The sequence below is a fragment of the Pseudomonas sp. GW456-L12 genome (genome assembly GCF_059424045.1).
In genome coordinates, this window is sequence record NZ_JBWKZA010000021.1 from 78,850 (window position 1) to 92,060 (window position 13,211).

10 protein-coding genes are annotated in these 13,211 nt (G+C 62.5%); 3 read left to right on the forward strand and 7 right to left on the reverse strand.

Features of this window, described 5'->3' with window-relative positions; translation table 11 throughout:
* Position 1: 1 nt before the first annotated feature.
* The 7 genes from AC07Y9_RS22915 to AC07Y9_RS22945 all read right to left on the reverse strand — a co-directional run bounded on the left by AC07Y9_RS22915 (position 2) and on the right by AC07Y9_RS22945 (position 11,029).
* Complete coding sequence (locus AC07Y9_RS22915) at positions 2-4,948, reverse strand: RHS repeat-associated core domain-containing protein (protein ID WP_102679912.1); 4,947 nt, start codon at positions 4,946-4,948, stop codon at positions 2-4.
* Positions 4,945-5,685, reverse strand: coding sequence for a DUF4123 domain-containing protein (locus AC07Y9_RS22920; protein WP_102679911.1), 741 nt, complete (start codon positions 5,683-5,685; stop codon positions 4,945-4,947). Before AC07Y9_RS22920 ends, AC07Y9_RS22915 begins: the two co-directional genes overlap by 4 nt.
* Positions 5,675-7,717, reverse strand: coding sequence for a type VI secretion system Vgr family protein (locus AC07Y9_RS22925; protein ID WP_102679910.1), 2,043 nt, complete (start codon positions 7,715-7,717; stop codon positions 5,675-5,677). Before AC07Y9_RS22925 ends, AC07Y9_RS22920 begins: the two co-directional genes overlap by 11 nt.
* A 134-nt stretch (positions 7,718-7,851) precedes the next feature.
* Entirely contained in the window at positions 7,852-8,370 is a 519-nt protein-coding gene (locus AC07Y9_RS22930) for an Hcp family type VI secretion system effector (protein ID WP_007925756.1), read from the reverse strand.
* Positions 8,371-8,685: 315 nt separating this feature from the next.
* Positions 8,686-9,900 carry a CynX/NimT family MFS transporter gene (locus AC07Y9_RS22935; protein ID WP_102679909.1) on the reverse strand — a complete coding sequence of 405 codons (1,215 nt, stop codon included), beginning with the start codon at positions 9,898-9,900 and terminating at the stop codon, positions 8,686-8,688.
* Positions 9,887-10,348 (reverse strand): nucleoside deaminase, encoded by a 462-nt coding sequence (locus AC07Y9_RS22940; RefSeq protein ID WP_102679908.1) that lies wholly within the window; start codon positions 10,346-10,348, stop codon positions 9,887-9,889. Before AC07Y9_RS22940 ends, AC07Y9_RS22935 begins: the two co-directional genes overlap by 14 nt.
* A 21-nt stretch (positions 10,349-10,369) precedes the next feature.
* Entirely contained in the window at positions 10,370-11,029 is a 660-nt protein-coding gene (locus AC07Y9_RS22945) for an ankyrin repeat domain-containing protein (RefSeq protein ID WP_102679907.1), read from the reverse strand.
* A 109-nt stretch (positions 11,030-11,138) separates the two neighbouring features.
* Here AC07Y9_RS22945 and AC07Y9_RS22950 point away from each other — a divergent pair, with 109 nt between their 5' ends.
* The 3 genes from AC07Y9_RS22950 to AC07Y9_RS22960 all read left to right on the forward strand — a co-directional run bounded on the left by AC07Y9_RS22950 (position 11,139) and on the right by AC07Y9_RS22960 (position 13,186).
* Positions 11,139-11,996: a LysR family transcriptional regulator gene (locus AC07Y9_RS22950; RefSeq protein WP_102679926.1), complete on the forward strand. Its 858-nt coding sequence runs from the start codon at positions 11,139-11,141 to the stop codon at positions 11,994-11,996.
* Between the two features lie 45 nt (positions 11,997-12,041).
* Positions 12,042-12,239 (forward strand): hypothetical protein, encoded by a 198-nt coding sequence (locus tag AC07Y9_RS22955; RefSeq protein WP_146021763.1) that lies wholly within the window; start codon positions 12,042-12,044, stop codon positions 12,237-12,239.
* Between the two features lie 131 nt (positions 12,240-12,370).
* Positions 12,371-13,186, forward strand: a complete 816-nt coding sequence (locus AC07Y9_RS22960) for an energy transducer TonB (RefSeq protein ID WP_007923321.1) — start codon at positions 12,371-12,373, stop codon at positions 13,184-13,186.
* Positions 13,187-13,211: the final 25 nt, after the last annotated feature.

Genomic DNA, 13,211 nt, shown 5'->3' on the forward strand with positions numbered 1-13,211 from the left:
TTTAGTAATCCGGGTAAGAGGTTTTTGGGATTCCGTTTGAGTCTAGAATGGTCACTGCTTTGGTTTGCTCTCCATACTTAAGTGTACCTTTTTTATATCCCTCGCCGATTTTTTTACCCATGTCTATAGGGGCGTTGGACTTTGTTATATCTCCCGTGTTTTTGAAAATTTGCATGGCTCGATTAATTGCATTTAGCTGATCTCTATGGCTGGTGTAACGAGTTGCGGCGCTAGGGATCATAGGTTGGCCGGCTTTTTTCTTACTTTTGTATGTTTCTACAACACCTGTTGTTGGGTTTCTACCAGTACTGGCCCTTTCATATTGAGACTGTAAAGTGGTTTGTGCACCATGTTTTTCTACAAAGTGCCCACCGGAAGAGGCCTCCAGCTTTAATAGTTCTTTATGGGCATTTGCCTCAGCCAGTTCGTCAATTCTTGCTCGCCGCTGTTCCGCTGTCATTTGAGGAGCAGGAGCTTTTGGAGTCCCCTCATTCGCTGCTGCCTTAGCTGCAGGATCTTCCGGGCCACCGCCCTGTCCTAGGCAGCCGCTCAACCCTAACGGGTCCACCCACCCCGTAGGGTTAGGCACGTACTGGTAGTTGTTCAACCCCCCCGCCAGCTTGATCGGGTCCGGCGTCAAAAACCGTCCAGAGCTCGGATTGTAGTAGCGATGACGGTTGTAGTGCAGCCCGGTTTCCGCATCGAAATATTGCCCCTGGAAACGCAGCGGGTTATCGATTTCGGAAACGTCCAGCGCCGCCAGATTGCCATACGCCCGGTACTTCGCCGACCACATGATTTCGCCGCTGTAGGCGGTCAGTTCCTGCGGCGTACCGAGGTGGTCGAGTTGGTAGTAGAACGGTGTGGCCTGGGCCGGACCTTCGCCATCGAGCATGGCCAGTGGGCGGAAGGTGCCGGGTTCGTAGAGATAAGTGCGATAGCGATTCTCGCCACTCTCAGCGATCAGGCGTTCGCCTTGCCAGAGGAATTCGGTGGTGCAGCCGTCGACAGTCTTGGCGATGCGACGGCCAAAAGCGTCGTACTTGTAAGTGGCGGTGCTGCCGCCCGGCAGGCTCACTCCGATCAGCCGGTGCTGGCAGTCGTACTGGTATTCGGTGACCAGCTTCTGGCCCGCGCCGCGGCGTTCGCGGCTGAGGTTGCCGAAGGCGTCGTAGTCGTAATGGCGGTCGCCTTGCATCAGCAGGCGGTTGCCTTTGACGTTGGCCAGGTTGGCCGCTGGCTGGTCGCCCTGGCCCAGCAGGTTACCGGCCGGGTCGTGGGCAAAGCTCTCAGGTGTCGCACCACGCACATTGATCAGCCGATCCAGCGGGTCATAGTGATAACGCAGGTTGCCCTTGCGGCTGTCGTCGATGCCGGCAAGGTTGCCGTTGGCGTCGTAGGCATAGGCACGGCGGTATAGGTTTTGGTGCTGGCCCTGTCGTTGCTGGCTAACGCTGTGTGCCTGCAGGCGGCCTTGCTCGTCGTACTGGTACTGGCTGAGCAGCAGGCCCTGTTGGCGCTGCTGTTCGCGGCCGGCGTTGAACTGGTGGCTGGTCAGGCGCGAGCCGTTGAGGTCGATGCTGCTCAGTTGCCCACCTGGGGCATGACGATAGTCGAGCTTGCTGCCATCGGGCAGGCGGCAATGGCTGAGTTGGCCGAGTTTGTCGTACTCGTAGCGCAGGGTGCCCCAGCCTTGGTGTTCGGTGATCAGGCGGTCTTGCAGGTCGTATTCGTAGGCCAGCGGCCAGTGGCCGTCGTCGACATTCACCAGGCGCCCGAGGGCGTCGTAGCTGTAGTGGATTTTTTCGCCATCGGCCAGGGTTTTCACCAGCAAACGGCCAGCGGCATCGCGCTGGTACTCGGTGACCAGCTCGCTGCCGTCGTCGCCGAATTCGGTTTTCTTCAGCAGGTTGCCGTTGAGGTCGTAGGCGTAGGCGGTGCTGCGGCCGTCGAAGCCGGTTTCCTGCTGGATCAGGCCGTTGGGGTAGTAATCCAGGTGGTACTGCTCGCCGCGTTCGTTTTCGATATCGGTGAGCAGCAGGCGCGCGTTGTCGTAGCGATAGCGCAGCTGGCTGCCGTCCGGATTGATGCGGCGGCTGACCAGGTGCAGGTTGTCGGCGTATTCGTAGCGGGTGATGCGGCCCAGCTCGTCGCGCTCGGCGGTGACTTTGCCGTAGGCGTTGTAGCTGAAGGCACGGGTCGCGCCGCCGGGCAGGGTGATCTGCACCAGGCGGTTGGCGGCGTCCCATTGGTACTGGGTGATGGCGCTGCTTTCGTCCTGGCGGGTGATCTGCCGGCCCAAGGCGTCATAGCGGTATTTGCGTTGGCCGCCGTCGGGCAGGCGTTCTTCCAACAGTTGGCCGAGACCGTTCCAGCCCAGGTGATGACGGCTGCCATCGGGGTGGGTGATTTCCAGCAGGCGGCCTTGGCGGTCATAGCTGTAGTGGGTTTCGTTGCCGTCGGGGTCGGTCTGTTGGGTGATGTCGCCCTGGAGGTTGCGCTGGTATTTCCAGGTGGCCTTGCCTCGACGGACTACTCGTACGAAACCGTTGTGGTGCTGGTAGGTGGTCGGTTCATCTTCGGGTGGGATGATTGCGACCAGGCGCCCGGCTTCGTTGTATTGATATTCGGTGACCGCGCCAAGCGGGTCTTTCTCGGCGATCAGCCGGCCTTTTTCATCGTAGGCTTTTTGCGTTTCTGCACCGTCAGGGGTGGTCTGGCTGACCAGTCGGGCATTCTCGTCGTGTACGTAAACCTGCTCACTGCCATCGGAGTTGACGACAGTCACCGTGCCTTCGTCGTCCCATACATAACGCGCATCGATTTGTGCGATGTTGGACCACTGACGGATACAGCGGACCACCTTGCCTTCGCGTTCCCACTCCCACTGAAAGCTCGCGCCACCGGCCAGTTGCCGTTCCTGAATGACGTGCTGCTCGTCATAGCGATAGCGTTCGACTTCACCGACCGCATTGGTGGCGCTGATCAACTGGTTGCGTGCGTTGTACTGGTAGCTGACCAGGGTTTTGACCGTCAGCCACGGCTCCTGGCGCTCACCTTGTTCGTTGTAGTCGGGACGTCGTTGCTGGTAATCCACGGCAACGATATGCCGATCGTCGTAACGCAAAAACAGGGAGCGCCCGGCGCCATTGTCGATGCGCTGGATGCGATCGACCAGGTCGTAGCTGATGTGCAACTGGTTGTCGTAGGCATCGCTGATGGTAGTCAGGCGCCCGGCGCGGAAGTGATAAAAGCGTGCGCCCTGCCCGGCCTGAGTCAGGATCAGTTCGCCTGGGGCATCCCCCAGATAGATGGCGGCCTCGGCCAAGCTATTGGTAATGGCCGGACACTGTTCGGTCGGCAGTGGAAACTGGGTTTGGCGGTTTTCGTTGTCAGTCCATAGCACGCTTTCGTCGTTGATTTGCAAGCGATGGGACAGCGAGTGGCTCCAGCCGAAGCCCAGGCGGTTGTCGATTTCCACTGCGCTGGTGCGATACAGCCGTGTCCATTCCAGGGGCAGCAGGCCGTCGAGTTCACCGTCAGTGAGGGTCAGTAGTTCCTCGCCGGTGACCATCGAGATGGGGTCGCCTTCGCAGCGGGTGTTCTTTGTGCACTGCGCCGGTTGATTCGCCGGGTTCTTGGATTGCTTGGGTACGTCATTAACAGGTTCTTGTTTGACCAGCAGGCTTTGCGGCTCCGTTTTCTTCCGGGCAAACACCGAGGCGTTCTGCTCCATCAGCGTGGGTGTATCGGCGGTCTTGGGCAGAGGCTTAGGCAGAGGCTTGGGGCCACCGCCTGCGTCGATGAGGATAGGGGCTTTTTTGCTCGCATCCAGTGGAACGTTCTTGGCCTGGAGCATCACAGGCTTGGACAGCTCCGTATGGGCCGGAAGGCTATGTTTGGTGCTAGCCGTCATCAACTGCTCGGCCAAACCCTCAAGGTATTTGAGGGCTCCCCCAGGCTTCATTTTGCTCAAGGCCTTGGTGCCCAGGCGCACGGCAAGGCCGGCACCGCCGGTAAGGCAGATGCCAATGACCACGTTGATCAGAAACTCCGCGCCGATGCTCGAAATTACGCTGACGATCACTTGCGGCGGCAACATGCCGACCCAGGCGACAATCGCCGAGACGTAGATGAACATCAGCGGTTCGTCGTTGAGTATCAACAAGGCAGAGGCGATGGCGTCCTTGGAGGTAGCGTAGAGCTTGTCGATTTCGAGGTCCGACAAGTAATCGCCAAGCTGTTTGGCCTTGCCTATCGGATCGGCCAAAAGCGCCATAAGGTCTTTCAAGTCGTCCCACAAATTGAGCAGCGCTTGCTCGAAGCTGTCGAGCGCCTCTTGCAGCAGAATCCTTGCGCGACCTGAGCGGTCGGCCTCGGAGTAAGTGCTCCATTGTGGTTGGAACTTGCTCGTCCACTCGCTTTTCAGCCAGCCATCGAGGTGGGTGATCACGCCTTTGTAAGAGCCATAGAGGGCTTTGACATCGCTTTCCGAGACGTCCGGAAAAAAGGTGATGCGATAGAGCTTCCCCGGGGTGCAGTTGTCGATGGTTTCGATGCCGCTAGGACCGATCTTTCTATTGATCGGGGCTCCCACCACGGAGTACCCGATCATTGCCTTTTCGACCTGTTCAAGGCGGACCGGAGTATTGCCGATGGGCACGTAGCGTGCGGTTTCGAACGCATGGATCAGGGTGAACTTGCCGTCCTTTGGACACACAGCAAAGGTCTCGACGTCACCCGTGCTGGTCCTGCGCTTTTTGACGCTGACTTCGTTGCCGACCTTGAACTTCTGGTCGACGTCCATGACCCTGCCTGTCCAGAAACCGTCCGCCCAGTCCTTGTAGTTAGTCAGGCAATTATTGAAGTCCTTGAGGATCAGGTTCACGTCAGGCTTTTTGGCGTCCAGTACCCGAAGGACCAAGGTTCCCAGTGGGCTGCTAATCATGCGTTGACTTCCTTTGTCAGCTGGGCGGCGAGGCGTTCTGCCATACCTTCTGTATTCGGTTGATGGCGGACGAAGCGTTCGACTTTGTGGCGCAGGTTGTTTTCAGGAAAGGCGAAATACAGCTCGGGGCAGTCTTCGCTCAGCCACTGCATCAGGTTGTCGATCACCGTGCTGGGATCGTCCTTGGCGAGCTTCTTGACCAGCACTTCCGACACTTCCCACCAGGGAAATGGCTTCGGTGGCTTGACCACGCCTTGGCCGACGTTCAACGCCCGGCCATTGATCAGGTAGCGGTCGAATATCGGCAGGACTTGCGGGGCGTCTTCGCCCAACCCCTCCAAAATTGGATAAATATGCCGCCCATCCCAAAACCTAAAAAACACCTCGGCACCGCCCGGCATCTTCACCTGGGTCAGGCTGCGCAGGTGTTCGAACACCACTCCCGGCTCGCAGGTGGAGACGGCGAGCCAGCCCCAGTCGTCGGCGTCGGTGGTGGCGATCCAGTCGAGGAAGGGGGAGGTCGGTTTGAGTTCGGCGAGGTAGGGCATCACCGGCTGCCAGTCGGCGTAGGGCGTGCCGCTCCAGAGGGCGGTCAGGCCGCTGGCGCCCTGGGTCTGGTAGAAGTCCTTGAGCGGGTTGGCGTCGCTGGCGTTGCTGATCACCAGGTACAGGCGCTCGTCGGCTTGCAGGGGCTGGTGGGCGAGCCAGGCCTGGGGTGTCAGGCGATCAGATGGCACAGGCACCGTCCTTGCACTTTTCGCACTCTTCGCAGAAAGGCGCGTTGCGTTTGAGGGTGTTGATTTGCGCCGGGGTCAGCAGGGCGCCGGCCTTGTCGGCGTCGGCCTGCTTCAGTACGCCGGGCATCAGTGGTGCGGCGCCGGAGCCGCTGCCCGGGCCGCCGCCGGAGTTGACCTTGACCTGCGGGCCGCTGATGGTCACGCCGCCGGCGTCGAGCTTGATAAAGCTGCCGCCGCCCTTGAGGGTCAGCTCGCTGCCGGCTTCCATGACGACCTTCACCCCGGCATTGAGGTGGATCTCCTGGCCGGCTTCGATGAACTGCCCGGTGCCGATCTTGATGTGCTGGTTGGCGCCGACGGTGAGGTGGTCGCTGGCGCGTGCTTCGACCTTGCGGTCGGCGTGCACGGTGTGGTGTTCCTCGGCCTTGAATTCGCTGTAGCTGTTGGCCTCGACCGTGTCGTGGCGTTCGTTGCCGACGCGGATTTTCTGGTCGTGCTCGACGTTTTCGTCCCAGTCGCGCTGGGCATGCAGGAAGATCTGTTCCTGGCCCTTCTTGTCCTCGATGCGCAGCTCGTTGTAGCCACCGCCACCCGGGGAGCTGAGGGTCTTGAAGGTGCTGCGGGTCTTGTTCGCCGGCAACTCGTAAGGGACGACGTTTTCCTTGTGGTACAGGCAGCCGCTGATCAGCGGCTGGTCGGGGTCGCCCTCAAGGAAGGTCACCAGCACTTCCATGCCGATCCGCGGGATGGCGATGCCGCCGTACTGGGCGCCGGCCCAGGCTGAGGACACGCGCAGCCAGCAGCTGGTCTTGTCGTCCGACTGGCCTTCGCGGTCCCAGTGGAACTGCACTTTGACCCGACCGTACGAGTCGCAGTGGATCTCTTCGCCCTTGGGCCCGGTGACCACCGCGCTCTGGCTGCCGAGGATGCGCGGCTTGGGGTGCAGCAGCGGCGGCCGGTTGGGCACGTCCCAGGGGGTGGCCTGGAAGCGGTTGCGATAACCCTGGTGGAAGTCGTCCTTCAGGGCCGTGGTATCGCTGGTCACCGACTCTTCCAGCACCTGCGGCTGCTTGCCTTCGTGGACGATCTCGGTCAGCAGCCAGAGGTCGTTCCATTGCGCTTTCGGGTGTTCGCTCAGGGCCAGGAAATGCCCGCTGACCAGCAGCGGCTGATCGCTCTTGCCCTCGGCCAGGCGGTAGTCGCTGCGGTGGCGTTCCAGGGCGCGCTTGGCCAGGTGCTTGCCGCGTTCGCGATCGACGAAACGCCCGGGGTAGTCGTAATCCTCGAGGTCCGGCTTGAGCTCGCTCTTGGCGTCGCTCTCCAGGGTCAGGCGCGGCTTCTCGAAGTCGTAGTCGCGGCGCGTGGTGCGGCTGGTGCGGGCTTCCAGGCGCAGGTCGAAACGCTTGATCACCGGGTCGTTGGCGACCATGCCGGAGTCTTGCTGGTAGGCCACCGGCGCCAGTTTCGGGAACACCGTCTGGTCATCGCCGAAGACGATGGTGTGGCTGTCGGCGCTGTGCTGGAAGTGGTAGTGGATACCTTCTTCCTCGCACAGGCGCTGGATGAAATGCAGGTCCGATTCGTCGTACTGCACGCAGTAGTTGCGCTCGGGATAGATCGAACCCAGCTGGAACTGGTAGGCGTTGCTTTGGATGCCGTGTTCTTCGAGGACCTGGCCGATGATTTTCGGCACCGTGAGGTTCTGGAAGATGCGTTGGTTGATGCGGTGCGCGAGGTAGGCCAGGTGCGGGCGGATGGTCACCGAGTAGCGGGTCAGGCGTTTGCCGGAATCGCCCTGGGCGACGCGGTAGATCTGCCCGTGAATGCCGGTGCCGTTCTGCGCCAACTGCAGGAAGGCCGGTTTGTGCAGCAGGCTTTCCAGGTCCAGGGCGGCCTGGGCGCTGACCAGTTCGACCTCGAAGGCGAAGGGCTGGCTGATGGCTTCCCGTCCGGTGAAGGACAATACCTGGAGGTCGTTCTCCAAACCTTCGACGGTCAGGCTGAAGTGGGTCTGATTGGCCGGCGCGAACATCCCTTGTTCCTCGTGCAGTACTGCCGCGTGGGTCGACCCCGGGGCCGGGCGCCGACGAACGCAAGAAATCCCTTATGGCGTAAACAACATCGACCAGCAGAGCTGGCCGATGTTGGTGTAACGGTCGGCCGGACTTAGCCCGCGACCGGGGAACGCCAGTCGTCGGAACCGGAAGTACCGGAGACTTCGTGGGTCCAGGTGATTTTGCGGTAGGTGAAGTGCACGTCTTCCAGGTGGGTGAAGTGCGAGTTCGATGGGTCCTGGCAGTTGTGCATGTAGTCTTTGATGTCGACGATGATCGCGTCTTCCAGGGTGGTGGTGTAGTAGTGCTCCTGGGTGCCGGCAGCGGAGGTGCGGTACCACTGGATTTCGATCTTGGTCAGACGCTCACCGGAGGTCAGGGCTGCCAGCAGCAGAGGCGAAGCCTTGTCGAAAACCTTGGTGATGACTACAGGCTTGTGTACGCGCTGGCCGGTTGGCTGGCCGGACTGCGGGTCACGCGGGATGATCACTTCGTGCTGGAAGCCCTGAACCATGACCTGGTCTTCGTGGCCTTCCTGGTAGGTGTTGCCAACGGAGTCAGCGGTGAAGGCACCGGCGGTGATCAGGCCTTGTTTGGTGCCGGTGATGGACATATACGCTGGTGTAGCCATGGATGCTCTCCTTGCTAAAAAATAAAGGTGCCCGGTGGGACGGATCGCCCGGTTGGGTGCCAAGTTGATATCAAGGAGCATGCCAGGAGTTGAAAGTGCCTTATGGAACAAGGGCTTCCGGTGTTTTCTGGCATCGCTGACGGTATTTCCAGCTCGAAAGCGCTTGAAAGTGCGCAACTTCTTGCGCAGTGCTGTGCAAGAAGTTGCGCACTTGGCTGAAGGTCCCGGTTTATCGAGGCTTTGGATAACTGTTCACAGAGTTATCCACAGAGGGGTGCGCAAGAAGTTGCGCATAGTGGCCATGGGCCTTGATCTTTAAGGCGTCACGGAGGCCGGCTGCGGTGCCGTGGTCGCCATCTGTGGCTCCCGGTAGCTGGAGGGGCTGAATACCCGGGTCAGCATCAGCATGGCCAGCACGCTCAGGACCAGTACCCACCAGGCGCTGATGAAGCTGCCGGTGAGCTGCCGCAGCCAGCCGGTCATCCACGGCGACACGGCGTTGATCAGGAACCCCACCCCTTGCACGAAGGCCGCCAGTTGTCCGGCTTCCCGGGGATCGCGACGGTGGTCGAGGGTGAGGATCAGGCTCAGGGCGAAACAGGCGCCGAGGCCGAAGCCGATCAGTGCCACCCACAGCTGCGGGGCCTGCAGCGGCCACAACACCAGGCCGCTGAAACCCAGGGCCTGGGCGCTCAGGCTGATGGCGAGCAATGGCCGGCGGTCGCTCTGGCGCTGCGCCAGGGCGGGCATCAACAGCGCGGCGGTGACCTGGAAGAGGGTCATGAATGCCAGCAGCGAACCGCTCTGGGTCGCGCTCCAGCCCAATTGCAGGTAATAGGCCGGCAGCCAGGCGACCATGCTCATGTAGCCGCAATTGACCAGGCCGAAGTACAGCGCCAGCAACCAGGCCCGACGGTTGCGCCACAGGCCGATGGAGGGGGCGTCGAGGCGCTGCCCCGGCCTGGCGAAAGGCAGCAGCCACCACAGCAGCAGCGCCGCCAGCGCCGGCAACAGCCACACGCCGAGCCCGGCCTGCCAATGGGCGAAATGCGTGGCGACCTGCGGGCTGAGCAGCGCCGCGAGGCCGCCGCCGCCCATCAACGAAGCCGAATAAATGCCCATGGCCAAGGCCACCCGTTGCTGGAACTGGCGCTTGATCAGCGCCGGCACCAGTGCCTGGATCAAGGCCACGCCGGCACCGCCGAGCAGGGCCGTGGCGAGCAGGGCGCCGGCCTGGTCGCAGAGCAACCGCGCCAGACAGGCGCAGAGGATCATCAACAGGCCGAGGGCGACGCCGCGCCGCTCTCCCAGGCGGGCTTCCAGGCGCACCCCGAGCAAGGCCACCAGGCCCATGCAGACCACCGGCAGGCTGGTGAGCCAGGCGCTGCTCTGGAAACTCATGCCGGTGGCGCCACGAATCTCCATCAGCAGCGGGCTGATGGAGCTGATGATCGGCCGCAGATTGAGCCCCAGGGCGATCAGCAGGGCCCAGCCGCCGAGGCGGCGCAGGCGCGACTCAGCGAGCGGCATGGCGGGCCTGCCAGTCGCGGTAGATCTCGTGCATCGCCGCTTGCGGTACGTGCTGCACCGGCAAGCGCTGGGCCGCCAGGGGCTGGGCCAGTTGTTCGTAGATCGCCGCCGTGGACAGGCCGAAGGACGCGGCGCTGGCGTTGTCCGCGGCGAACACCGCGCGCGCCACACCGCACAGGTACATGGCGCTCAAACACATGGGGCAGGGCTGGCCGCTGGCATAGATCACACAGCCATCCAGGCGCGGCCCGAGTTGTTGGCTGGCGACCCGGATGGCTAGCAGCTCGGCGTGGGCGGTGGGGTCCTGGGTCAGGTGGATCTGGTTGACCGTCTCGGCCAGCACCTGGCCGTCGCGCACCAGCACCGCACCGAACGGCCGGCCACCGGCCGCGACGTTTTGCCGGGCCAGTTCGACGGCGCGTTGCAGGTACTCCTGATCGTCTTTCATGGGGGCTCCTTAAGGCACACATCAGGACGCGCCGGCGTCCCGCAGCAGTTTGGCGATGGCGCTCTGGCCGCGTTTTTCCGCCTGTTGCAGGGGGCTCAGGCCATCGTTGTCCGGCAGGTTCAGGTTGGCGCCGGCGGCGATCAATTGGGCGACTATCTGCTGGTGCGCCGGGCCGCCGTCGGCCAGCACAATGGCTTCCATCAGGCAGGTCCAGCCCAGGCGATTGACATGATCGAGGTCGACACCGGCCTCGATCAGCAGGCGCACGGTGTCGACATGCCCACGCTCGCAAGCCGGGATCAGCGCGGTACCGCCGTAGCGGTTGGTGCTTTTCAGGTCGGCGCCGTGGGCCAGGGTCAGCTGCAGGATCGCATTGCGTCCGCTGGCGCCGGCCAGCAGGTAAGGGCTGTCGTGGATCAGGTTCTTCTGGTTGACGTCGGCGCCGGCCTCGATCAGCGCCCGGGCGATCTCGACCTGATTGGCGGCGGTGGCCAGCAGCAGCGGGCTGCTGCCGTCCAGGCCGTGCACGTTGACGTCCACGCCTTGGCGAAGCAGCGCCTGGACCTTGGGCAACTGCCCGTCGCGGACCGCTTCGAGCAGCTGGTTATCCTTTGCCATCACCACCCCCACCACGAACAGACAGATTGCCAGGACCGCGTGTTTGCAAGACAGGTAACGCATGGCATCAGGTTCCCTGTGCGGTAAATGAGCGCCGAGTATGCTCAGGCCCTGATGTATTCTGAAATTAAATATAACCATGCCAATCAGTGGCATTCAGAATGGTGTCGCCATGTTCGATCCTGTGCTGCTGCGCAGTTTTGTCGCCGTCGTCGACTGCGCCAACTTCACCCGTGCCGCCGAACGCCTGCACCTCACCCAGTCCACCGTCAGCCAGCAGGTGCGGCGGCTGGAGGAGAGCCTGGACTGCCAGTTGCTCGACCGCGACCAGCGCCGGGTGGTGGCCACCGCCGAGGGCGAGCGTCTACTGGGCTACGCGCGACGGATCCTGGCCCTCAACGAAGAGGCCAGCGATGTCTTGCTGCATCAACAGAGCGAAGGCGTGTTGCGCCTCGGGGTGCCGGAAGACTTCGCCGCCGAGCGGCTGATGCCGTTGTTGTCGCGCTTCGGCCAGGACCATCCCGGCGTGCGCCTGGAGGTCACCAGCGGGCTGGGCCCGGAATTGACCCGGCTCTATCGACGCGGCGAATTCGACCTGTTGCTGGTCAAGCAGATGGGCGCCAGCGACGACTGCCTGGCGTCGTGGCCGGAACCCCTGTGCTGGGTCGACAGCCGCACCACCCCGGCCTTTGGCCGCGATCCGTTGCCGTTGGTGGCGTTCCCGGTGGGCGGTTTGTATCGCCATGAAATGTTGCACCACCTCGAGGTTGGTGGCTGGCGCTGGCGCATCGGTTACTCCAGCGCCAGCCTGGCCAGCGTCTGCTCGGCGGTGGCGGCGGGCCTGGGCATCAGCCTGTTGCCGGTGCGAGTGGTGGGCGCCGGGCATCGCGTGCTCGACGCCGCCAGCGGCTTGCCGGACATCCAGGGCGTGCGCCTGGCGTTGTACGGCAGCAGCGGCTTGAGCCGGGCCGGCAAGGCCCTGGAAAGCCAGTTGCTGGAGCTGTGCGAGAGCCAGGTACTGAACGTCTGAACACCCTGTTCAGGGGCGCTTGAGATCCGCTTTATCGGGTGCGCCATGATTCCTTTGATCGACGCTCGGTCGGACTCCTTTATTTCGCCACTGCTGTCGCTTCGCTGCGGTTTTGCCGCGGCGATGCGATGCCTTTGGCGAATATTTTCAATGCTCGAAAAGCATGGCTTTTTGACTCCTTCCCCGCAGCCCTTGATCCGCGCGGCCTGGCGCGAGATGACGGGTTTAAATATGCGTTTTTGATCTATCCATAACTTCAAAGATTACTTTCGGAGATAAGTGTCTGGCGCCAATCATTCAGCCCTCGACGCTGCTCCAGGGGAGTTCGCAGGTGTGGGTCGGGTTATTCGCAAAAGACTGTAGGGAGTTAATCAATGGGCAATGTCCAGACCGCCGCCAGTGCACATGAGGTGCTGTGGCGTCAGGCACCGAGCGGCGATCTGGTCGATCTCGGCCGGCCGCATCGCTTGCCGTTGGGCCAATTGCGTTTGCAGAAGGCTCCCAAGGCCGGGCTGCGGCGGCGCGAGGCGATTGCGCTCGGGGTGATCGCCCTACTGTTGCACGGTGCGGTGATCTACTGGATCAACCAGCAGCCGACCCCGGTATTGCCGATCGTGCCGCCGGAAATTCCGCCGATGACCATCGAGTTTTCTCGGCCCGCGCCGCCGGTGGTCGAACCGCCGCCACCGCAGCCGGTACAGCCGGTGGTGGAGCCGCCACCGCCGGTGGAGGACGAACTGGCGGTCAAGCCGCCACCGCCCAAGCCGATTCCCAAACCCAAGCCGCAGCCCAAGCCGAAACCGGTCCCCAAGCCTGAGCCCAAGCCGGTCCAGCAACAGCCCGCGCCGCCACAACCGGCCGCGCCTGTCGCCGCTCCGGCTCCGCCCGCGCCACCGGCCCCGGCGCCCGTGACTCCGGCTTCGGCGAACGCCGCGTACTTGAAAAACCCGGCGCCGGAATATCCGTCGCTGGCCCAGCGTCGCGGGTGGGAAGGCACGGTGCTGCTGCGGGTGCATGTACTGGCCAGCGGCAAGCCCGGCGAGATCCAGATTCAGAAAAGCAGCGGTCGCCAGCAACTCGACGACGCGGCGTTATCGGCCGTCAAGCGCTGGAGCTTCGTGCCGGCCAAGCAGGGTGACGTCGCCCAGGACGGCTGGGTCAGCGTACCCATCGATTTCAAGATTCATTGAGCCTGCGCCAGGTGCTGTGCCTGGT

What these genes read in the sequence shown, in the direction of transcription:
- AC07Y9_RS22915 (WP_102679912.1), bottom strand. Translation starts at nt 4,948, where the DNA reads ATGATTAGCAGCCCACTGGGAACCTTGGTCCTTCGGGTACTGGACGCC.
- AC07Y9_RS22925 (WP_102679910.1), bottom strand. Translation starts at nt 7,717, where the DNA reads ATGTTCGCGCCGGCCAATCAGACCCACTTCAGCCTGACCGTCGAAGGT.
- AC07Y9_RS22930 (WP_007925756.1), bottom strand. Translation starts at nt 8,370, where the DNA reads ATGGCTACACCAGCGTATATGTCCATCACCGGCACCAAACAAGGCCTG.
- AC07Y9_RS22935 (WP_102679909.1), bottom strand. Translation starts at nt 9,900, where the DNA reads ATGCCGCTCGCTGAGTCGCGCCTGCGCCGCCTCGGCGGCTGGGCCCTG.
- AC07Y9_RS22940 (WP_102679908.1), bottom strand. Translation starts at nt 10,348, where the DNA reads ATGAAAGACGATCAGGAGTACCTGCAACGCGCCGTCGAACTGGCCCGG.
- AC07Y9_RS22945 (WP_102679907.1), bottom strand. Translation starts at nt 11,029, where the DNA reads ATGCGTTACCTGTCTTGCAAACACGCGGTCCTGGCAATCTGTCTGTTC.
- AC07Y9_RS22950 (WP_102679926.1), top strand. Translation starts at nt 11,139, where the DNA reads ATGTTCGATCCTGTGCTGCTGCGCAGTTTTGTCGCCGTCGTCGACTGC.
- AC07Y9_RS22955 (WP_146021763.1), top strand. Translation starts at nt 12,042, where the DNA reads ATGATTCCTTTGATCGACGCTCGGTCGGACTCCTTTATTTCGCCACTG.
- AC07Y9_RS22960 (WP_007923321.1), top strand. Translation starts at nt 12,371, where the DNA reads ATGGGCAATGTCCAGACCGCCGCCAGTGCACATGAGGTGCTGTGGCGT.